Below are 20,274 nucleotides of genomic sequence, written 5' to 3' on the forward strand. Positions count from 1 at the left end.
GCGAGGACAGGAGAGACATGCAACAGGAAGCGGTGGACGCCGTCCTGAGGGGACTGAAGAAGGCAGGGGTCAGCATCGCGTGCTACCTGCCGGATTCGCTGCTCAAGGAGCTGTATCCGGCACTGGACGCCGACCTGGACATCCGTACCATCCAGGTGACCAACGAGGGGGAGGGCGCCGCCATCTGCGGCGGCGTGTTCCTCTCCGGCAAGCGCGCGGTGCTCGTTATGGAGAACTCCGGGCTGCGCGCGTCGGTCGAGCACCTCGCCCGCATGGGGCTGGGCGCCGGCATCCCGGTGATCATGATCATGAGCCACCGCGGCGACCTCGGGGAGAACAACTGGTGGGCCGTCCCGCACGGCATCACCATGGAGCCGGTCCTCAAGGCGCTGCGGGTGCCCTACCGCATCGTGCGGTCCGCCGACGAGGTGGAGCGGGCGGTCGCCGACGCCTTTACCTGGTCCTACACCGCCTACTACCACTCGGCGGTCGTGCTCAGCGGGGAGACCGTCCGATGAGCATGAGCCGGTACGCGTGCATGGAACTGTTGGGCCGGCGGCTGCGCGACGAGCTGGTGATCCTGTCCCTGGGTGGTGCGGTCGACGAGTGGTACAACGCCGCGCCGCACATGCGGGCGGCCAGCCTCTTCCAGCAGCAGCTGGGCTGCGTGAGCGCCGAGGCATTCGGCTTGGCCGTCGGGCTCCCGCACCGCCGCGTCGTCTCCCTGGACACCGACGGCGGCCTGCTGTTCAACCTGGGCATCCTCGCGACGCTGGGCAACGAGCGGCCGGAGAACCTGTTCGTCGTCGTCTGGGACAACGAGCAGTACCAATCGATCGGCGGGCCGAGGACGCACACGGCGTCCGGCCGGGTCGACCTCGCGGCGATCGCGCGCGGGGCGGGCGTCGACCAGGCGCACACCGCGGACACGCTGGAGGACTTCGACGCCCACTGCGCGGCCGGCCTGGCGGCGCGCGAGCCCTACCTGGTCGTGGCCAAGACCGACGGGATCCTGCAGCCGGGCATCAAGCGGAAGCACTCCGACGGGCTGGAGGACAAGTACGTCTTCGTCCGGCACGTCGAGGAGTCCGAGGGCATCACGATCATGGGCCCGAGCGAGCACAACTGATGGGCGCCACCCGACCGCTGCAGCCCTCCTACGACGTCGTGGTCGTCGGCGGCGGGTCGGCCGGCTGCGTGCTGGCCAACCGGCTCTCCGGCGATGCGGGCGTCTCGGTGCTGCTGGTGGAGGCCGGGCCCAGCCACGCCGGCCTGGCCGAGCTGCTGGACGCCGGTCGCTGGGCCACTCTGCTCGGCGGTCGGCACGACTGGGGCTACGACTACGCGCCCACCGACCTGGTCGATGGGCGGGTGGTGGCCATCCCGCGGGGCCGGGTGCTCGGCGGCTCCAGCAGCATCAACGCGATGCTCTGGTACCGGGGGCACCCCTCGGACTACGACGCCTGGGCCGCGGCCGGCGCTCCCGGCTGGGACTGGGCGGGCCTGCTGCCCTACTTCCGGCGCAGCGAGGACTGGGAGGGCGGCGCGTCCGCGCTCCGCGGCGCCGGGGGCCCGATGCGCGTGGAGACCTCGAAGGCGCCGCACCCCGTCGCCGAGGCCCTGCTGGGCGCGGCCGCCGCGCTCGGGCTCCCCGTGATCGAGGACGCGAACGGCCCGGACAACGAGGGCGCGACGCTGGCGAACTTCAACGCCACCACGGGTCCCGACGGGCGGCTGCAGCGGTGGAGCACCGTGCGCGGCTACCTGGAGCCGGTGCTGGACCGGCCCAACCTCACGGTGCTCACCGGCAGTGTGGTGCGCCGCGTCATCCTCCGGGACGGGCGGGCCGTCGGGATCGAGCACACCGTCGACGGGCTGCCCGCGACGACAGCGGCCCGCAGCGGCGTCGTCCTCACCGCGGGCGCGATCGACACCCCGCGGCTGCTCATGCTTTCCGGCATCGGCGACCCGGCCGACCTGACCGCGCTCGGCATCCGGCCGGAGGTGCCCCTACCCGCCGTCGGCCGGGGCTACCAGGACCACCCGCTGCTCATGGGCATGAACTTCCGGGCCCGGGGGCCGCTGGGCCCGGTCCGGGACAACGGCGGCGGCAGCATGCTCAACTGGCGCAGCTCCCTGGCCGGGGAGCACCCCGACCTGCATGCCTTCGTCGTGCAGGGGCCGCACGCCAGCGCGGAGGTCCGCGCCGAGCACGAGCTTTCCGGCGACGTGTTCGCCGTGTCCCCGGGGCTCATGCGCTCGCGTAGCCGCGGGCACGTCCGGCTGCGGTCGGCCGATCCGGAGGTGCTCCCGGAGGTGCAGCCGAACTTCCTCGCCGAGCCGGCCGACCTCGAGGCCCTCGTGGAGTCGGTGGACACGGTGATGGACCTGCTCGCGACCGGCCCCTACCGCGCGCTCAGCGCGGGTCCGGCGGCCCCGGACGGCCGGCTGGACCGCGTCGGGAAGGTGCGGTTCATCCGCCGGAGCGTGGCGACGTTCTTCCACTCCTGCGGCACCGCGGCGATGGGCTCGGGGGAGGAGGCGGTCGTGGACCCTGAACTCGCCGTCCGCGGCGTCGACGGGCTGTGGGTGGCCGACGCCTCGGTCTTCCCGGTCATCCCGACCTGCAACACCCAGTGGCCGGTCATCGCCGTCGCGGAGCGCGCGGCGGAGCTGATCGGTGCCGCCACCGGCGCCGGCGTCCTCCGGGAGGCCGCCGGCCGCTGAACCGCCCACACCCGTGGGCACTCCCGTTCGCTGCGGCGATGACGATCCCGGCCTCCGTGGGCCGGGGACAGGGACACCGACGGCGCCCCTCGGGCGCCGCGTCACCCGGTCCTGCCGGGAGAACGGTCGTGCCATGTCGGTCGATCTGCTGATCCGCAACGCCTCCCACGTCTACGTCGACCGGGGAGTGGAGGTGCCCGGAGGGGGCTGCTGGCTCGCCGTCACGGACGACCGGGTGAGCGGCTACGGCTCCTCACGGGACCCCGAGCCAGAGGCCCTCCGCGTGATCGACGCCGGGGGGCGGCTGGTCACCCCCGGGCTGATCAACACCCACCACCACATCTACCAGAACCTGACCCGCTCGTTTGCGCCCGCGGTCAACGGTGACCTGTTCACCTGGCTCACCACGCTGTACCCGGTGTGGGCGCGCCTGGACGAGGAGGCGGTGCACACCTCCACCTACATCGGCCTGGCCGAGTTGCTGCTCGGTGGGTGCACCACCTCCACCGACCACCTCTACGTGCACCCCCGGCCGAAGCTCGTCGACGCCGAGATCGCCGCCGCCCGGGAGATCGGTTTCCGGTTCTCGCCGACCCGCGGGTCGATGAGCCGATCGGAGGATGACGGCTACCTGCCGCCCCGGTCGGTCGTGCAGGACAACGACGCGATTCTCGAGGACTGCGAGCGCGTGGTGGCCGCCCACCACGACCCGGACCCCGGGGCGCTGATCCGGGTGGGCCTGGCGCCGTGCTCGCCGTTCAGCGTCGACGACGGCCTGATGCGGGCCACCGCCGAGATGGCCGAGCGGCTGGACGTCCGGCTGCACACCCACCTGGCCGAGGCGGAGTCGGAGATCGACTTCTGCCGGGAGGTATACGGCCGCACCCCCGTCGAGCACTTCGAGGACGTCGGCTGGGCAACCGACCGCGCCTGGGTGGCACACTTCGCGTTCCCAGGCGAGGCGGAGGCCGAACGGCTGGCCCGGGCGGGGGTCGGCGTGGCGCACTGCCCGAGCTCGAACATGCTGCACTGCGGCGCCACGGCGAAGGTGCAGCAGTACCGCGGCTGGGGCGGTGCGGTCGGCCTTGGCTGCGACGGGTCCGCGTCGGCGGACGCGGCGTCGCTGTGGATGGAGGCGCGGGCGGCGCTCCTCGTTGCGCGACTCCTGCACGGTCCGCCGTCGATGACCGCCCGCGACGCCCTCGACGTCGGCACCCGGGGCTCGGCGGCCTGTCTGGGCCGGGAGGATGAGATCGGGCACCTGACCGTCGGTGCCCTGGCCGACGTGGTCGTCTGGGACATGGACCCGGTCTCGCTGGCCGGGGCGCACAGCGACCCCGTCGAGGCGTGGCTGCGGTGCGGTCCGGCCCGGGCCTGGGTCACGACGGTGGGTGGTCGGGTCCTCGTCGAGGAGGGCCGGCTGACCCTGCCCGGCCTGTCCGACCAGCTGCGGACGCACGACCGGATCTCGCGGGAGATGCAGGGGCTGGTCTGAGCTGGTCCGTCGGCCCCGCTCCCTCCGCCTGGAGCGGGCGGGGCCTCCCGGCGGGTAGTGGCGCAGCGCGATGACCACGATGCGGTTCAGCTCGATGCGCTCGAACTCCGGACCGGTCTCGGCACGCTGGCAGTCGGGGAGCACTGTCGCCTGCTGGAGCCTCCTCGGAGGCGCTGGCACGGGAGAGCTCGAGGGTGCGGGTGAGCCCGGTGCGCCCCTGTCGAATCTGCGTGGCTGTTGGGTCGGCCAATGCGCTCTCGCCAGGCCCCTCGCTTAAAGCGCCAGCGGTGCCAGGGCACCGCGGTGGTGCCGCCAGCGGCCAGCACAGCAGCCATGACGAGGTTGCGGCCCACCAGGGTCCAGCCTGGGGTTCCTCCATTCGCCGCCTCAGGCACTGTCACCAGCCTCGCTCTCCTCGGAGCCGGGACGCTCGTGAGCCAAGTGGCGGACGGGGGCACCGCGCGGTTGGCAAGAGGCGATGACCCAATCGGTGGCGCACCTGCCAGCGCATGAGCTCACACCACGGCGCCGAGAGCCCTGAGCCGGAACGGTGGGCTACCAGGCTGCCCGCACGGCCGAGGTCGACTCATCGAGTCAGACCTCGAGTTGGTCGAGAGTCCCCGGATCGGTGAGGAGTCGCCGCGCCTCCGTGACCTCCTGGAGAGCCAAGACGTCCTTGCCCACCAGAGTGCGCCAGGTCGTGTACGCGTCGCTGTCGGGGAGCTCGACGTAGAACGGGACGGCGACGACGACCGCGCCGGCGGCTACCCCCGCGGCCACGCCGGGCGGTGAGTCCTCGACGACCACGCAGACCGCGGTGTCCACCTTCAGGAGCGCGGCTGCCCTCAGGTATGCCTCCGGATCAGGCTTGCCCCGGGTGACGTCGTCCCCGGCGACCACGACGTCGAAGGCATCGAAGGGGATGCTGCCCACGACGATGTCGGCGACGCTGGGGAAGGACATCGTGACCAGCGCCGTCGGAAGGCCGGCCGCCCGCACGCTGCGCAGGAGGTCCAGTGCCCCCGGCCGCCAGGGAACACCGGCGCCCAGCCGCCGGTGTACGGCTGCGAGGGCTGCCTCGATGATCGTCGGTGCGCTGGCCCGGGCCCCGGCGCGGATCGCCACGTCGGCCAAGTCGGCCATGTTCGCGCCGACCAGGGCCTAGTGGTCGGCCTCGCTGAGGGTGCCGCCGTCGGCGGCGACCAGGTCGGCCACGGCGTCGATGAAGAACGGCTCGGTGTCCACGATCGTGCCGTCCATGTCCCAGAGCACGGCAGCCAGACGGGTCACCGGAGGGCCGCGCAGCGCGTCAGCGCCTCGTCGAGCCGGTCCGCGAAGAGGTCCGCGTCTGCATCGGACCAGACCAGCAGCGGCCGCACCTTGAGGACGTTGTTCCTCGGACCAGCCACGGAGATGAGCACACCCAGGTCACGCAGGGTGTTGACCACGTCCAGCGCGAGCGCGCTGTCCGCGGTGCGCCGGTCCCGGTCGGAGACGATCTCGATCCCGAGGAACAGCCCGGCGCCCCGTACGTCCCCGACGGCGGGGTGGCGCCGGGCGAGCTCGGTGACCTGCCGGCGGATCCGCGCCCCGAGGGCCTCCGACCGCGCGGCGAGGCCCTCGCTCTGGATGACGTCCAGCACGGCCTGGGCCGCCGCGACCGGGGCCGAGCTACCGCCGAAGGTGTTGAAGTACGGCACCTCGGCGCCGAAGCGGCGGACGATCTCCCGGCGACCGACCATCCCTGCGATCGGCACTCCGTTGCCCATCGGCTTGCCCAGCGTCCCCAGATCCGGGACGACGCCGTGCCGGGCGAAACCCCAGAAGGAACAGCGTCCCCGAGATGCTGAAGGCGCAGGGCTTCACCACCGGCACCCGGGTGATCGCCGCAGCGCTGGAGACGCCCCCCGCTCCGGTGGCCGAGTTCCTCTGCCTGACCATCTGCATGCACGAGGAGGACGCCTCGATCGGCTGGAAGCACACCGACTTCCGCACCGGCCGCGCCGAGGTCCGCCGTAATCGCCGGCTCGTCGTCTCGATGATCGCCACGGTCGGCAACTACGACTACGGCTTCTACTGGAACCTCTACCTCGACGGGTCCATCGAGTTCGAGATCAAGCTCACCGGCATCCTGTCCACCGGTGCGCTGCCGGTGGGGGAGGATCCGGTCTTCGGGACAACGGTCGCCCCCGGGCTGATGGCGCCCAATCACGAGCACTACTTCAGCGTCCGGCTGGACATGCAGGTCGACGGACAGCGGAACAACCTCCTCGAGGTCGACTCGGTGTCCGAGCCCGCAGGGCCGACCAACCCCCACGGGAACGCCTGGCGCACCCGGCGGCGGCAGCTCACCAGCGAGTCCGAGGCGCAGCGGCTGCCCGATCCGCTGGCCGGCCGCGCCTGGCTGGTCAGCAGCGCGGACACCGAGACCGCCCTCGGTGCCCGGCCCAGCTACAAGATCGAGCCGGGTCCCTACACCGCACCGCTGTGGCAGGCCGGATCGGAGCAGGCCGACCGGGGCGGCTTCGCCACCCGGCAGCTGTGGGCCACCCCGTACGAGCCGGCGGAGCGGTTCGCGGCGGGGGACTACGTGGCGCAGAACCCCGGCCCGGACGGGCTGGTGGCCTACACCGCCGGTGACCGCCCGCTCGTCGACGCCGATCTGGTGCTCTGGTACACGGTCGGCGCGCACCACGTCGTCCGTCCGGAGGACTGGCCGGTCATGCCGGTGACCAAGGTTGGCTTCCACCTCAAGCCGTTCGGCTTCTTCGACGGCAACCCGATGCTGGACCTCCCCGCGGAGGGCGGGCACTGCGCGCCCACCGCCGCCGGGGGCCATGGTGGCTGCTCGTGCGAGGACGGTTGATGCTGCGGCCGGCGGTGCACGTGCGGTCCGTACCGGAGGACCTGGAGCGGTCAACGCAGCCGTCGCACAGCTGGTGACCGGTACGTCCGGGCCGCCGGTGAGGGCGGTCGGCAGCGGGGGGGGGGCATGTCGCTCCTTCGTCCCACGCAACGCGCAGGCGCACGGCAGTGCCCCTTCGCACCCCCGGCTCCGTGGGCGGACCTCCCGTGGAGAAGCGCACGGTGCGTGGGCATGACTGCATTTCCCAGGGCAGAGAACACCGCCAGAAACGTCTCGGACATTTAGATGCGTTGTTCTGGAAACGTACCTGAAACGCAGTCCCCGCCATTTGACCCGGACCGTTGGCTGACAATGCGAGCACCGCCGAGGTGTGGTGGTCTGAAGTCATGGCAGCCACCACGATCACCTGGAAACGCGGATTGTTGTCCGCCGCAGTCGCCACCCTGCTCGTGGGCGGGAGCACCAGCGCATCCGCGACGTCTCCCGACGAGGCCGATCAGCCCGTGAGCAGTTCTCCGTCGCCGCACGGGGTGGAGATCCTCGCGCCCGAGGGAGCGATCGACACAACGGGTACATGGGGTCTGGGCTCCCGCGCCGGGGATTTCGTCTTCGTAGCGGGAATGCGCGGGATCGATCCCGAGACCGACATGCTCGTCGTCGGCGACAGAGAACGGATTCTGCAGGCATTTCGCAACATGCAGTTCATCGCTGAGTCCGAGGGGGCTTCGCTGCAGGACGCCACCCGTCTCGTCGTGTACGTGACCGACATGTACCGATTCCGTCCTCTGGTGAACGAGGTGCAGGTCGAACTGTGGGGGGAGGGTCCCTACCCGCCGCGGACGATCGTGGAGGTGGACCGCTTGAACCAGGACGACATCGCGGAGGTCGAGGGGACGTTCTACGCACCCCGGGACTGAGTCGAGGCTGCGGCAGGGGGCGCGGTCAACGAGGCGGACCGGCGGCCGAGGGAAGTCCCTCTGGCCGCCGGTGCGCGGGGCAGCTGTTTCTGGTCCTCCGATCGGCGCCCGCGTCGTGGGCTCCGGTATCACCTACGTCAGTCGGCCGGGCGGGTTCCGCTCCCCAGGGCCGGGCCCAGGGTGATTGAGTCGCGGCCGGCATGGCGCACCTGCTCCCGCTGGAGCTGCGTCTCGGCCATCAGACTGCTGCCATGAGCGCCTTTCGGGACGGCGAGGAGTGGTTCCCCGGTGAGTCGACGACGCCGTTCCTCGAACGAGCCATGCGCGTCGCCCCTCTTCTGCTCGAACAGCTCGTCCGACCGGTCGACACCTGGGGGATGGGTGAGCCCATCGGCCCCCTGCTCGCCGTCGACGTCCCCGACGTCCCCGACGTCCCCAACGGTGAGGTCCCGGTCATCAACGACTACCTCTACGTGCGGTGGGACGGGCAGCTCCTGGGTGGCTATTGGGGGTGTTCTCATGTCTGGGACGACTTCGACGAGCGCGACGAGGAGGCGCTCGTCGTGTCCGACGCCAGCATGACGGATGAGGAGGCAGCGACGAGGGCCGTCGCCTGGCTCGCGCAGCAGCTCGGTCGACCGCTCGACGTGGAGGTCTGGCGAGCGGGCCGCCTCGTCCTCGGGCGCCGCTGGGTGCTGGCGGACACCGGCACGGTCCTGGGAGCGCGCGGACTCCGCCCGGGCTCTCCCAGCTCTGTCACACGGCTACGTCCTGCCCAGCGGTGACCACCGCACCGAGCGAGGCAGGGCGCTCCGCTCCTCGGGCGCCCTGACGTTCGGCCTTGGCATAAGCTAGGGATCTTGTGTCCGAGGGGGGACACGGGACTTCCGCACACGGTTGCAACCCGTTGGCTGATCGTCATGTGCCCGGAACCAGGCTGGCACGGGCGACATCGAGGACCTCCTCCAGGGCCAGTCGGCTGCCCGCGGCGAACAGCTCGTCGAGCCGCGCAGATCCGGCCGCTGCGCGCACCGCGTCCGCCAGGTCGCCGTCCCCGCGCATCGACGCGTACACCCGGAGCCCTGCGCGACGTCGCAGGCCATCGGTCGCACCGGCGAGCAGCCCTGCCCGCTCGGCGTCCCCGTCGGCGAGGGACAACGCGGAAACACCCGCCAGTGCCAGGCAGAGGCAGTGCGTGCTGTGCCCGGACTCGCTCAGGTCGAGTGCCTCGCCGAGGAGAGTGCGGGCCTCGTCGAGATCGCCGCGGCCCATCGCGAGCCCGGCCAGGACCACCCGCGAGACGGCAGCCAGCCAGGGAGTGTCGAAGCGTCCCGCCAAGTGGTGCGCCTCGGTGGCGTGGCGCAGGGCGACGTCGGGATCGCCGAGGGCGGCCTCCACGGATCCGGCGGTCACGAGCGCCAACCCCGTCCACATCGGCTCGTCGAGACTGCGCAGCCGGTCGAGGGCAGTGCGCAACCCTTGCCGGGCGCCCTCCAGGTCGCGGACGAGCGCGGCGGCCCAGGAGAGGAGCAGCCGCGACACGGCGTCCAGGTACGGGTCCTCGACCTCGCCGAGCAGCGCGGCCAGCCGCTCGCCGGTCGCCTGCACGGCCGTCGCATCGCCGACCTCCAGGGCGGAGACCAGGGCCGTGCTCAGCAGCTCCGCTCGCGAGGCTGCAGGCAGGGCGTCCTCGGTCGACAGCAGCTCGGCCACCCAGGCGCGCGCCTCGCCGATGATCATGTCCCCGAGGCCCAGGAACGGCCAGAGGACCCGGAACGGCGACAGCACCCGGAACAGGTGGGGGAGCGGTGCCGGATCGTGGGCGAGGTGCCAGCGCACCGCGGTCACGATGTTGTCGCTCTCCCGGACGAGGATCTCGGCGCACGCCCGCTGGCGGAAACCACGCATCGGCCGATCGGCGCTCTCGGCGAGCGCGCGGTAGTGCTCGGCGTGGCGGCGACGTACCACGTCGACGTCGGACCGCGCCGCCAGCCGTTCGGCGACGAAGGCGCGCACGGGGTGCAGCATCCGGGGTCGCGGCCCCGTGGGCCTCGCGGCGACGTGGATGAGGCTGTGGCGGGCCAGGCTCTCGGTCAGGTCCAGCGCCCGGTCCTCGTCGATGTCGGCGACACGGGCGGCAGCCGCCAGGCTCCAGCCGTCGGCGAAGACCGACAGCACCTCGAGCAGCGACCGCTCGGCATCGTCGAGCATGCCGATGCTCCACTCCACCGCTGACCGGAGGGTGCGCTGCCGCTTGGGCAGATCGGCCGTGCCCGTGCCGAGCGTGTCGAGGGAACGGGAGAGCCGGCTCAGCACGGTGACCGGGTCGAGGAGCTGCATGCGGGCGGCGGCCAGTTCGATGGCCAGCGGCAGGCCCTCCAGACGCCGGCAGATCTCCACGACGGCCGGGGCACAGTCCGCCGTCAGCACGAAGTCCGGGCGTACCGCCCGCGCGCGCTCGAGGAACAGCCGCACCGCCGGGTTCTCCGCCACGTGCGGCAGGTCCGCCGTCTTCGGGACCGGCAGCGGAGGAACCGGGTACGCCTGCTCGGCCTGCATCCCCAGGACGGTCCGGCTGGTCGCGAGCACCGCGAGGCCGGGGCACCGGGTCAGCAGCTCGGCCAGTTCCGGGCCGGCCGCGACCAGGCGTTCGAGGTTGTCGAGGACGAGCAGCCACCGGTCGCCCCCGAGGAGGTCGGCCAGGGCGGGCACCGGCGAGGTGGCACCGGCGAGGTCGGCGCCCAGTGCCCAGCCGATCCGCCGCACGACGGCGGCGGGATCGGTCAGCTCCGCGAGGGGGACGAAGGCGGTGCCGGCGTCGAACCGTGCGCGCAGCTGCTCGGCGGTGGCCAGCGCCAGGCGGGTCTTGCCGATCCCGCCCGGGCCGGTGAGGGTGACCCACCGTCGGCCGGGACGTGAGAGCAGGTCCGCGACGTCCTCGACGGCCTGCTGCCGGCCGACGAGCGACGTCGTGCTGACCGGGAGGGGGGCGGGGGTCAGGACGGACCGGGGGACGGCACGTTCTGACGGAGTGGCCGGCACCACCGGAGCAGCGGGTGGCGCCGCCGCGGCGGTGAACCGCTCGCTCAGCAGCTGGGCGAGGTCGTCGCGGACCAGCCGACCCAGCTCGGCGGGGGTCCGGAACGGGCGGTAGGCCGCCTCCCGCCCGATTCGGCGGACCAGCTGTGCCAGGCGCGGGTCCCGGTCGGGAGCGGGTGCCTTCAGGTACAGCAGTCGTGGCATCCCCCGGGACAGCTCGAACTCATCCTCCAGCCCGGAGATGTCCAGGCCGGGGACGAGCTCGCCGTAACGCTGCCAGTACACCCCGAGAAAGACGTCACTCTGCGCGAGATATGCCCGGTACAGCTCGCCGGGGAGATGCGGGCGCGCTCCCGCCTCGAACATGACGGGGGTGAGCCGCAGCGCCGACACGGCGCGCGAGACGGCTCGGCGCTCGGCCGCCAGTTCGCCCAGGGTGGAGCTCACGAAGACGCGGAGCCGCTGGTCTGGTGTTCGGATGCCCGGCATGGGCAGACCTCTCGGACGACGGGTCAGTGATCTGCGGCAACCATCAGCTCGGGGCCACGTGGAAGACCGGCCAGCTGATCTCGGTCCGCCAAGCGGACGGGTCGGCTGTGTCGCGCGGCCCGACCAGGTAGGTCTCCCGCACCGGTCCGGCCACCGCGAGTGCGTTGCCCACCACCCAGGTGCCGAGTTCGCCGTAGGTGACGTCGATGTCGTCGTGCTCGCCGGCGTGGATGGTGACGGCCAGCTCGGCGGCCGGCAGGGTCACCGGGTGCACCCGGCCGCTGTGCGGGGGATCGGACGTCGGCCGGTACACGAGCACGTGCCCGCGCCCGTCCTCGAACAGCGCGTTGTCATACAGCCCTCCCGGCGGGCCGGTCGGCTCCTCGACGACCGCGTCCAGCTCGGCCATGGCGCCGGCGTACCAGGCCAGGACCGCCTCGTGCGTCACGTCGTCCTCGACCGCTGCCACCGTCGTCGCCGGCACCGCACGCAGCTCGACGTCCAGCGGAACTGGTTCCGGCCGGAGCAGGCGGCGGAGCGCGACCACCGCGGCCCGGGTGCGGTCCAGCTCCGACTCGAGCCGGTGCAGGTGGTCGGCGACCAGGCCGGCGCGGGCGCGGGGATCGGAGGAACGCAGGATGCGCTGCACGTCGCCCAGCGGGACGTCGAGTTCGCGGAGCCGGTGGATGACCTGGGCGGTCGGGATCTGGTCCGCGCTGTACCAGCGGTAGCCGGTCGCGCCGTCCACCGTCGCCGGCACGAGCAGGCCCGCGTCGTGGTAGCGGCGGAGCGTCCGCACGCTCAGGTGGGTCAGTCGGGAGAACTCACCGATCGCCAGCACGCCACCACGATGCACCCTCTCCCCGGGGGAGAGTCCAGTGCTTGACCCTTCCGCGCCGGGAGGCCGCACGGTCGGTGCATGACCGAACCGACCAGCATCCAGCCCGATCAGCTTCCTGCCACGATCCGCGGCTACCTCGCCGCGCACGAGGCTCGCGACGCGGACACCGCACTGCGCGCCTTCACGGCCGGCGCCGTGGTCGTCGACGACGGCATGACCTACCGCGGGACCGAGGAGATCCGCGGCTTTCTGTCCAAGGCCGGAGCCGAGTTCACGTACACCAGCACCCTCGTCGCTGCTCAGCGCGCCGGCGACGCGCACTGGGTCGCCACCAAGCACCTGGAAGGCGACTTCCCCGGTGGCGTCGTCGACCTTCGCTACCGCTTCGTGATGGACGGCGACCGCATCGCCGAACTCGTCATCGCGCCGTGACGACCGGGCTCCGCCAGTCATTCCTCGGCGCTCGGCGGGCCGTGCCGGACGTCGCCGGCGGCGCAGGAGCGATTCGGGTCGTCGGCGTGGTGGTCGACGCCGTGCCCGTCGCCGGACCGGGTCGCGGCCGTGGCCCCGCCGGTCGTCCGCAGTCCTGTGGAAGGTCTCGATGCCGTCGTCGGTGGGGTCGTGCCCATGGCGGGGCCTCTTCGTCTCCGTCGGGATCCGCGGACAGGATGGCTCCGTCGGACGAGGTGAGGATGACGATGCTCGACGCGGGCGGGCCGGCTCTGCATCCGTCATGTGACCGGGCTCGGTGCGGTTCCCGGTCGGCCGGTGCGGCCCGCTCCGCGGCCAGCGGGGGTCGTCCCCTCGTCGAGGTCCGGACGCCGGCTCCCGACGCGGCCGTCGGTGACCAGCATGCGGCCTGACCAGCCACGACGAAGGCGTGTGCTGGGACGGCCCTCGTCCCGAGTCCCGGGTGAGCAGGTCGGCGACCGGTCATCTGACGGATGCAGAGCCGGCCCGCCCGCGGCGAGCGTTCCCGACATGACCTCGGAGCGGGACGACCCGTCCACGACATCGCAGAGCAGGGAGCCGGCCTCGCTCATCGCCGTCCGCCAGCTGGCCGCGGAGCGACGGCAGTTCCGCCACGGCGACGAGCGCCTTGCTCGGGCCGCCCGTGTCCGGGCCGTCCGACGGCGAGACCCGGTCGGGCAGGGCGAGCCGAGGCAGTGACCCACCGGACCTGCGGCGCGAGCTCCCCGCCACATCAGAACAAGAGAATCTCGGATCCGACCTTTACCCGAATGTCCCGCGCGCACTAATTTGCCGTCGTCGAGGGGATCGCGGATCCGTGCAGCAGCCGGACGGTGGTGGGCGCTGATGGACGCGGACGTGAGGGCGGCCGGTTTGGTCGGCCGGGACGCGGAGATCGACGCGCTCGATCGGCTGCTCCACGGCGTCCGGCACCGCGGCGCCGCCGTCCTGGTCCGTGGCGAGGCCGGGATCGGCAAGTCCGCCCTCCTGAACCACGTGTCCGAAGCTGCGGCCGAGTGTGGGCTGCGGGTGCTGCGCACGACCGGCGTGGAGTCGGAGATGACCCTCCCGTTCGCCGGCCTCCACCAGTTGGTCCGGTCGCTGCTCGGTCGCCTTCCCGCGTTGCCCGCCCCGCAGCGGCGCGCGCTGAAGGCGGCGTTCGGCATGACCGACGACGCTGCACCGGAGCTCTTCGTGATCGGTCTGGCGGCCCTGACGTTGATCAGCGACAGTGCCGCGGACCAGCCCCTGGTGCTGGTGATCGACGACGCGCAGTGGCTGGACCGGCCCAGCTCCGACGTCCTCGGCTTCGTGGCCCGGCGGCTGGAGTCCGAGGCAGTGGTGATGGTGGCGGCCCAGCGCGACGGCTTCCCGTCCGTCCTCTCCGGTCCGGCGCTGGGCGAGCACCACCTGGAGCGCCTGGACCGTCGCTCCGCCGAGGACGTGCTGGCGCGCCGGGCGCCGCAGCTCGATCCGGCCGACCGCCGGCGCCTGCTGGCCGTGGCCGCGGGGAATCCGCTCGCGCTGGCGGAGCTGCCCCTGGCGGGGACGGGGGACGACTGGGCACCCGTGACGCTGACCGCGCGACTGGAGCACGCGTTCGCGGCGCGGCTCCCCGGGCTGCCCGACGTGACCCAGGACCTGCTGCTCGTGGCAGCCCTGGAGGACGAGGGCGACCTGGGGGAAACCCTGGTCGCGGCGTCCGCACTCCGCGGCGCCGAGGTCACCGCGGAGGCACTGACCTCGGCCGTCGAGATCGGGCTGGTCGCCGCCGACGGCGGGAAGCTGACCTTCCGTCATCCGCTGGTCCGCCATGCGATCCGGCAGCGGGCCACCCTGGCCGAGCGGCAGCGCGCGCACATCGCGCTGGCCGGGACGCTGCGCGGCACCGACCGGCAGATCTGGCATCGGGCTGCGGCCGCCGATGCGCCGGACGACGCGGTCGCCGCCGAGCTTGAGGACGCCGCTGCCCGCGCCCAGCGCCGAGGTGGCGTGGCAGCGGCACAGGCGGCGCTCGAGCGCGCCGCCCGGCTGACCGCTGACCCGGCGGAGCGGGTGCGGCGCTACCTGCGGGCGGCCGAGCTGGCCTTCGAGTGGGGGCGCCCAGACGTCGTCGACCGCCTCCTGCGCGAGACCGCGGCCCTCGACGTCCCGGCTCGGGAGCGGGCCCGCATGACGGTGATCCGGGAGGGGTTCGCGGAGGGTATCCACGATGTCCGCGCGGGCACCCGGATGCTGACCGAGGTCGCCGCCGCGGCCGCCGCCGACGGCCGGACGGACCAGGCGCTCAGGTTCCTCCAGGCCGCGTCGCTTCGGTGCTGGTGGGCCGACCCCGGCGCGGAGGCGCGCGCCCACCTCCTGGAGGTCGTCGACCGGGCCCTGGACCCGGACGACGTGCTCACGGTCGAGGTGCTCTGCTACGTGGCGCCGTTCGACCGCGGGGCGGTGCTCCTCGAGCGGTTGCGTGCCGTGGCCGACGGTCCGCTCGACCCGGCGCGGGCCCAGGCCGCCGGCTTCGCGGCGAGCGTCGTGGGTGACTTCCCGCTGGCCGTGGAGTTCCTGACGTCGGCGCAGGCGGGTGTCCGGGCCGACGGCCGGCTCGGACTCCTGGGCCGGGGCCTGACGGTGCAGGCATGGAGCGCGCTCAACGCCGGGCGGTTCGACCTGGCCGCCACGACGGCCGACGAGGCCGCTCGGCTCGCGGCCGACTCCGCGCAGCCGCTGATGGGGGCCGTCGCCCTGGTGGTCCAGTCGGTTGTCTCCGCGGTCCGCGGCGCCGAGGACGTGGAGGAGCGCCTCGCCGAGGCGGCCCGGCTGGGGTTGCAGGTGGACTCGAACGCCGTCCTGGCGGTTGTGCAGTTCGCCCGCGGCATGGTCGCGCTCAACTCGGGGCGGCACCAGGCGGCCTGGGACCAGCTCGTCCGCCTCTCCGACCCCTCCGACCCCGCCCACCACCCCGTGGTGCGGAGCTTCGCCGTCGGTGACCTGGTGGAGGCGGCCGTCCACAGCGGGCACCGGGCCGAGGTCGAGCCGATCGTGGCCGACCTCGAGGCGATCGCCTCGCGGACGCGGTCCCCGATGCTGCTCAACGGGCTGCGGTACGGCCGGGCGCTCCTGGCCCCCGACGACGAGGCAGGGGAGCTCTTCGCGGCGGCCCTGGTGGCCGACCTGGGTGCCTGGCCCTTCGCCCGCGCACGCCTGCAACTGGCCCACGGGGCCTGGCTGCGGCGGTGCCGGCGGGCGGCGGAGTCCCGGGCTCCGCTGCGGGCTGCACGGGACACCTTCGACGCCCTGGGTGCCGCTGCCTGGGGCGACCGGGCGCGGCAGGAGCTGCGGGCCTCGGGGGAGCGAAGCAGGCCGCGCACCCCGGAGGTGCGCGAGCAGCTGAGCCCGCAGGAGCTGCTGATCGCGCAGCTGGCCGCCGACGGCCTGACCAACCGGGAGATCGGCGCGCGGCTGTACCTCTCGCACCGGACGGTCGGCACGCACCTGCACCGCATCTTCCCGAAGCTGGGGATCACCTCGCGGGTGGCCCTGCGTGCCGCGATCGGTCCGGAACCGGCCACCACCACCGTCGACGCGACGGTCAGCTGACGTACGCGAAGGCCGGGTCACGCGGACAGTGCCATCGTCGGTGGGGTGCGGGCAGCGCGCAGGGCCGGGTAGAGCCCGGCGACGGCGCCGATGCCCAGGGTCACGGCCACGCCGACGAGGGGGACGCCGGGCGGCACCACGGGGAGCCATCCGTTGGCCACGGCCACCACCGCGGTGACCGCGCTCCCGATCCCCGCTCCGGCGACGCCGCCCAGCGCCGACAACAGGAACGCCTCGCTGAGGAACTGGGCGGCGATGTGCCGCCGGGTGGCGCCGAGCGCACGGCGCAGACCGATCTCCCGTCGCCGTTCGATGACCGAGATGATCATCGTGTTGGCCACCCCGATCCCGCCCACGACGAGCGCGATCGCGCCCAGGCCCAGCAGCAGCCCGGTGAACGCCTCGTCGGCGGCAGCGCGCGCGGCGAGGGCGTCCGAGGGGCGGGAGACCGCGACCGCGCCGGGGCGGGCGGGCTGCAGGGACGGGGGGATGAGACGGGCGACTGCGGCGACCGTTGCGTCCGTGGAACGCTCGTACAACCGGGTCGGCGGCCCGGTGTGTCCGAGTTCGGACGTCGCGACCGGCAGTCCCACCAGGGCGGCGACGTCGAGCTCAGGAGCCAGCTGCACCGGATCGAGGATCCCGAGCACGGTCGTGTTCCGGCCGCCCAGCCACACCTGCCGCCCCACCTCGGTGATCCCCAGCCGCCGCGCTGCCGTGGCGCCCAGGACCGTCGTGGGGAAGCGGGCCGAGGCCTCGTCCAGCCAGCGACCGGTCCGCACGTGCCCCCCGACGACGTCCAGCAGGTCCAGCTCGGTGGCGGTGACCGTCAGGCCGCCGGTCAGCCCGGCGTCGACCGCCTTGCTGCGGTAGACGGCGACGTCGCCGAGGTCGGCGGTGGTCGTGGCAGCGGTGACTCCGGCGATCCGCTCGACCCGGGCTGCCGCGTCGGCCGGGAGCGACGGGAACTCGACCCCGCCGGGGGAGTCCGCCACGCCGGCGGTGAGCAGATCGGTGCCCAGCGCCGCCAGTTGCCGGTCCAGGCGTGCCTGGCTGGAGGCGGACAAGCCCACCACGGCGACCATGGCGCCGATCCCGATGGCGATGCCGAGCGCGGAGAGCACGGCGCGCACCGGACGGGCACGAAGGCCTGCCGAGCCCAGGTGCACGAGGTCCCCCGCGCGCAGCCGGGACGCAGGGGAGCCAGGTCGCCTGCGCCCGTCGGCGGGGGTCACCGGGTCCCCCGTCCGTCGCCACCGGCGGCGACCGGGGACCCGGAGTCGGCCACGACCCGGCCGTCGGCGACGGACACCTGCCGGGGCAGGCGGGCCGCGAGTCGCTGGTCGTGGGTGATGACGACGACCGTCGTCCCGGTCCGGTGCAGCTCGTGCAGCAGTTCCACGATGCTGCCCCCGGAGCGGGAGTCGAGGTTGCCGGTCGGCTCGTCGGCCAGCAGCAGCGGTGGCCTCCCGACGACGGCGCGAGCGATCGCGACGCGCTGCCGCTCGCCCCCGGACAGTTGGGAGGGCAGGTGGTCCAGTCGGTGCCCGAGCCCCACTCCGTCCAGCGCGGCACGGGCCCGCTCCCGGCGAACGCGGCGAGGCATGCCGGTGTAGAGCAGCCCATCCGCGACGGCGTCCACGGCGCTCACCCCCTCGGCGAGATGGAACTGCTGGAACACGAACCCGATCCGGAAGGCCCGCAGGGCCGAGAGGCCGGCGTCGGACAGCCCGCCGATGTCGACGCCGTCGACGAACACCCGACCGGAGGTGGGGTGATCGAGGGTGCCCATGACGTTGAGCAGGGTGGACTTGCCCGACCCGCTGGGGCCGACCACGGCGACGAACTCGCCCGCCTCCACGGCGAGGGTGATCCCGGCCAGCGCTCGCGCGGGGGGCGTTCCGTAGCTCCGGGTGACGTCGTCGAGGCGGAGGACGGCGCTCATCGGGTGGGCACCACGACGTGGAGACCCTCGCGGATGCCGTCGCCGGAGATCTCGACGCGTCCGGAGGCGAATGCGCCGACGGTGACCGGGACGACGGTCGTCGGGTCACCGGCCCGCCGGCCGGGCACCTCGACGCCGAAGGTGGTCTCGTCGACGGCGACGAGCGCCTCGACCGGGACGGTCAGGACGTCCTCGCCGAGGGTGCTGGTGAACCGGACGAGCACGTCCGCCCGGGAGAAGGCCGCCGCGCCGGTCTGGTCGTCCAGGTCGAGGGCGACCGGCACCACGATCCTCGTGCTCGTCCCGTCGGTCGAGGGCCGCTCCACGGCCTCACCCACGCTGCGCACGGTGGCGGGGAGCTCGGCCCCGTCAGGCAGCACGACCGTGACCGCGGCGCCGACGACGGCGAGGCGCTGGTCGTCCAGCCCGAGGTCGGCATCGACGACCTTGTCGGTGCCCGATGTGGTGAACAGCTCCGTGCCGGGGGCCACCTCCGCGCCGAGCCGGCTGGTGAGCCCCGCCACGCGGACGGGCCGGTCGGAGACGAGCACCGCCGACCGCTCGACGACGCCGGTGCGCTCCACGCCCAGGGCCTTCTGCCAGGCCCGGACTGCGGAGGCCGTGGCATCGGTGAAGCGCGCGTCGGGTGCGCCGGTGAAGTGGCCGAACGCCACCAGGTTCTGCTCCAGTTGCCGAACGTCCTCGCCGTCGGTCACGCCGGCCCGCAAGGTCCGCCAGGCCGGTACCTGCCCGCTGAGGAGGACGACCGGCCGGGTGTCGACGGTGTAGAGCGGATCGCCGGCGGCGATCGTCGTGCCGACGACCGGGAGCATCGTGACCACGCCGGGCGATCGGGAGGTGACAGGCAGCCCGACCGGGAAGCGCAGGGTTCCACGCACGTCGGTCGCGGCCACCATCGTCCCGACGGTCACCGGGACGGTCGCCGGTCGGGTGGAGGGCGTCGCCGCGGCGTCCTCCCGCACTCCCTGCTGGGTCCAGACGCCGGCGCCGGCGAGCGCGGCGGCCAGCAGCCCGACCGCCGCGACCGCCCGCCACCGCCGACGTGCGGGGCCAGGCGGGTCGGCCACCGCTCCGGAGCGCGCCGTCGCGGCGGGCTCGACCGACTCCGGCCGTTGCACCTCCCCGGGCGCTGACTGCGCGGCCTCACCCGTCGGGCAGGCCGCTGGCCGGGGCGTCATTCGGCCGGCGTCGTGCAGTCGGCGAAGTCGGCGTCGGGCACGCCGTCCAGGGCCAGCGGAGCCCCCACCTCGGGATCGGACACGTCGTGGCCGAGTTCGCGCAGGCACTCGGCCAGCGCGAGCCCGCTCTCGTGCATCGCGCGCAACTCCTCGTCGCTGAAGTCGCGCGTCGGTGGTTCGCCGATCTCGGCCATGCAGTCCGCAGCCGCGGCCTGGACCTCCGGGCCGCTCTCCTGGATCCCGGCACCCGGGGCCGGGTCCTTCACGTCCAGTCCGCGGCTGCGCAGGCACTGGGCCAGCTCCAGGTCGTAGGCGTCCCGCTCGGCGGACGCGTCGCCGGTGGACGATCCGCTGCCTCCCCCCGCCGATGCCGACGATGCGGTGGGGGAGCCGGTCGGTGAGGCGGTGGTGCCGCAGGCGGCCAACGCCAAGGCCAGCGCCGGTGCGGCGAGCAACGCCGCCGACGTCCGACGACGGAACGGGGTGGAACGGAGAGCGAGCACGGTGGTCCTCCTGGGTCAGCGGCAGGGTGCCGCGGTAACGACCCCATCGACCCAACCGGCCGGCCCGTTGCGCGTGCGTTCGCGGAAACGGATACGTCCACGACAGCTGGGCGCGGGCATGTCGTGCGCGTATGCGCAATCGGAGACGCCCTGGCAACCGCCGCCGGACTGCACTGGATCCGTCCACC

Annotated in this window: 17 protein-coding genes and 1 pseudogene; 9 read left to right on the forward strand and 9 right to left on the reverse strand. The window is 73.4% G+C overall.

From position 1 onward, the window contains the following. Positions 1-17: 17 nt before the first annotated feature. The 4 genes from ACI79U_RS00340 to ACI79U_RS00355 all read left to right on the forward strand — a co-directional run bounded on the left by ACI79U_RS00340 (position 18) and on the right by ACI79U_RS00355 (position 4,222). Positions 18-518, forward strand: coding sequence for a thiamine pyrophosphate-binding protein (locus tag ACI79U_RS00340; RefSeq protein ID WP_457065304.1), 501 nt, complete (start codon positions 18-20; stop codon positions 516-518). Beyond that, a complete protein-coding gene (locus ACI79U_RS00345) occupies positions 515-1,129 on the forward strand; it encodes a thiamine pyrophosphate-dependent enzyme (RefSeq protein WP_457065302.1) in 615 nt (204 codons plus the stop codon). Before ACI79U_RS00340 ends, ACI79U_RS00345 begins: the two co-directional genes overlap by 4 nt. Beyond that, positions 1,129-2,727: a GMC family oxidoreductase gene (locus ACI79U_RS00350; RefSeq protein WP_457065300.1), complete on the forward strand. Its 1,599-nt coding sequence runs from the start codon at positions 1,129-1,131 to the stop codon at positions 2,725-2,727. Before ACI79U_RS00345 ends, ACI79U_RS00350 begins: the two co-directional genes overlap by 1 nt. Before the next feature lie 133 nt (positions 2,728-2,860). Then, entirely contained in the window at positions 2,861-4,222 is a 1,362-nt protein-coding gene (locus tag ACI79U_RS00355; protein WP_457065298.1) for an 8-oxoguanine deaminase, read from the forward strand. A 594-nt stretch (positions 4,223-4,816) separates the two neighbouring features. Here the strand turns inward: ACI79U_RS00355 and ACI79U_RS00360 are convergent. The 3 genes and pseudogenes from ACI79U_RS00360 to ACI79U_RS00370 all read right to left on the reverse strand — a co-directional run. Then, positions 4,817-5,365, reverse strand: a complete 549-nt coding sequence (locus ACI79U_RS00360; protein ID WP_457065296.1) for an HAD family hydrolase — start codon at positions 5,363-5,365, stop codon at positions 4,817-4,819. Between the two features lie 18 nt (positions 5,366-5,383). Beyond that, complete coding sequence (locus tag ACI79U_RS00365) at positions 5,384-5,512, reverse strand: hypothetical protein (RefSeq protein ID WP_457065294.1); 129 nt, start codon at positions 5,510-5,512, stop codon at positions 5,384-5,386. After that, positions 5,509-6,036 (reverse strand): annotated as a pseudogene (locus ACI79U_RS00370) (aminotransferase class III-fold pyridoxal phosphate-dependent enzyme); the annotation flags it as partial. The pseudogene ACI79U_RS00370 and the gene ACI79U_RS00365, both read right to left, overlap by 4 nt. 29 nt (positions 6,037-6,065) lie before the next feature. On the opposite strand from ACI79U_RS00370, the gene ACI79U_RS00375 reads away from it, so the two are divergent. From ACI79U_RS00375 to ACI79U_RS00385, 3 genes are all read left to right on the forward strand, one after another. After that, entirely contained in the window at positions 6,066-7,088 is a 1,023-nt protein-coding gene (locus ACI79U_RS00375) for a copper amine oxidase (protein WP_457065292.1), read from the forward strand. Between the two features lie 386 nt (positions 7,089-7,474). After that, complete coding sequence (locus ACI79U_RS00380) at positions 7,475-8,005, forward strand: RidA family protein (RefSeq protein WP_457065290.1); 531 nt, start codon at positions 7,475-7,477, stop codon at positions 8,003-8,005. 251 nt (positions 8,006-8,256) lie between these two features. Then, positions 8,257-8,790, forward strand: a complete 534-nt coding sequence (locus tag ACI79U_RS00385) for a hypothetical protein (protein WP_457065288.1) — start codon at positions 8,257-8,259, stop codon at positions 8,788-8,790. 133 nt (positions 8,791-8,923) lie between these two features. On the opposite strand, the gene ACI79U_RS00390 is transcribed toward ACI79U_RS00385, so the two are convergent. Continuing rightward, on the reverse strand, positions 8,924-11,533 hold the full coding sequence (locus tag ACI79U_RS00390; protein ID WP_457065286.1) for an ATP-binding protein: 2,610 nt from the start codon (positions 11,531-11,533) through the stop codon (positions 8,924-8,926). A gap of 43 nt (positions 11,534-11,576) precedes the next feature. Next, positions 11,577-12,374 carry a MerR family transcriptional regulator gene (locus ACI79U_RS00395; protein WP_457065284.1) on the reverse strand — a complete coding sequence of 266 codons (798 nt, stop codon included), beginning with the start codon at positions 12,372-12,374 and terminating at the stop codon, positions 11,577-11,579. A 78-nt stretch (positions 12,375-12,452) separates the two neighbouring features. Between ACI79U_RS00395 and ACI79U_RS00400 the strand changes: the two genes are divergently transcribed. Continuing rightward, positions 12,453-12,806: a nuclear transport factor 2 family protein gene (locus ACI79U_RS00400; protein WP_457065282.1), complete on the forward strand. Its 354-nt coding sequence runs from the start codon at positions 12,453-12,455 to the stop codon at positions 12,804-12,806. Positions 12,807-13,691: 885 nt separating this feature from the next. Continuing rightward, on the forward strand, positions 13,692-16,439 hold the full coding sequence (locus ACI79U_RS00405; RefSeq protein WP_457072585.1) for an ATP-binding protein: 2,748 nt from the start codon (positions 13,692-13,694) through the stop codon (positions 16,437-16,439). Positions 16,440-16,456: 17 nt separating this feature from the next. On the opposite strand, the gene ACI79U_RS00410 is transcribed toward ACI79U_RS00405, so the two are convergent. The 4 genes from ACI79U_RS00410 to ACI79U_RS00425 all read right to left on the reverse strand — a co-directional run bounded on the left by ACI79U_RS00410 (position 16,457) and on the right by ACI79U_RS00425 (position 20,086). Further along, positions 16,457-17,563 (reverse strand): ABC transporter permease, encoded by a 1,107-nt coding sequence (locus tag ACI79U_RS00410; protein WP_457065278.1) that lies wholly within the window; start codon positions 17,561-17,563, stop codon positions 16,457-16,459. Positions 17,564-17,670: 107 nt separating this feature from the next. Then, positions 17,671-18,384: an ABC transporter ATP-binding protein gene (locus ACI79U_RS00415; RefSeq protein WP_457065276.1), complete on the reverse strand. Its 714-nt coding sequence runs from the start codon at positions 18,382-18,384 to the stop codon at positions 17,671-17,673. After that, positions 18,381-19,472, reverse strand: coding sequence for a peptidoglycan-binding domain-containing protein (locus ACI79U_RS00420; protein ID WP_457065274.1), 1,092 nt, complete (start codon positions 19,470-19,472; stop codon positions 18,381-18,383). Before ACI79U_RS00420 ends, ACI79U_RS00415 begins: the two co-directional genes overlap by 4 nt. A 107-nt stretch (positions 19,473-19,579) precedes the next feature. Next, positions 19,580-20,086, reverse strand: coding sequence for a hypothetical protein (locus ACI79U_RS00425; RefSeq protein WP_457065272.1), 507 nt, complete (start codon positions 20,084-20,086; stop codon positions 19,580-19,582). Positions 20,087-20,274: the final 188 nt, after the last annotated feature.

This window comes from Modestobacter sp. SYSU DS0904, from assembly GCF_054051115.1.

Coding starts and splice junctions, on each gene's coding strand:
- ACI79U_RS00340 (WP_457065304.1), top strand. CDS start 18: ATGCAACAGGAAGCGGTGGACGCCGTCCTGAGGGGACTGAAGAAGGCA.
- ACI79U_RS00345 (WP_457065302.1), top strand. CDS start 515: ATGAGCATGAGCCGGTACGCGTGCATGGAACTGTTGGGCCGGCGGCTG.
- ACI79U_RS00350 (WP_457065300.1), top strand. CDS start 1,129: ATGGGCGCCACCCGACCGCTGCAGCCCTCCTACGACGTCGTGGTCGTC.
- ACI79U_RS00355 (WP_457065298.1), top strand. CDS start 2,861: ATGTCGGTCGATCTGCTGATCCGCAACGCCTCCCACGTCTACGTCGAC.
- ACI79U_RS00360 (WP_457065296.1), bottom strand. CDS start 5,365: ATGGCCGACTTGGCCGACGTGGCGATCCGCGCCGGGGCCCGGGCCAGC.
- ACI79U_RS00375 (WP_457065292.1), top strand. CDS start 6,066: ATGCTGAAGGCGCAGGGCTTCACCACCGGCACCCGGGTGATCGCCGCA.
- ACI79U_RS00380 (WP_457065290.1), top strand. CDS start 7,475: ATGGCAGCCACCACGATCACCTGGAAACGCGGATTGTTGTCCGCCGCA.
- ACI79U_RS00385 (WP_457065288.1), top strand. CDS start 8,257: ATGAGCGCCTTTCGGGACGGCGAGGAGTGGTTCCCCGGTGAGTCGACG.
- ACI79U_RS00390 (WP_457065286.1), bottom strand. CDS start 11,533: ATGCCGGGCATCCGAACACCAGACCAGCGGCTCCGCGTCTTCGTGAGC.
- ACI79U_RS00400 (WP_457065282.1), top strand. CDS start 12,453: ATGACCGAACCGACCAGCATCCAGCCCGATCAGCTTCCTGCCACGATC.
- ACI79U_RS00405 (WP_457072585.1), top strand. CDS start 13,692: ATGGACGCGGACGTGAGGGCGGCCGGTTTGGTCGGCCGGGACGCGGAG.
- ACI79U_RS00415 (WP_457065276.1), bottom strand. CDS start 18,384: ATGAGCGCCGTCCTCCGCCTCGACGACGTCACCCGGAGCTACGGAACG.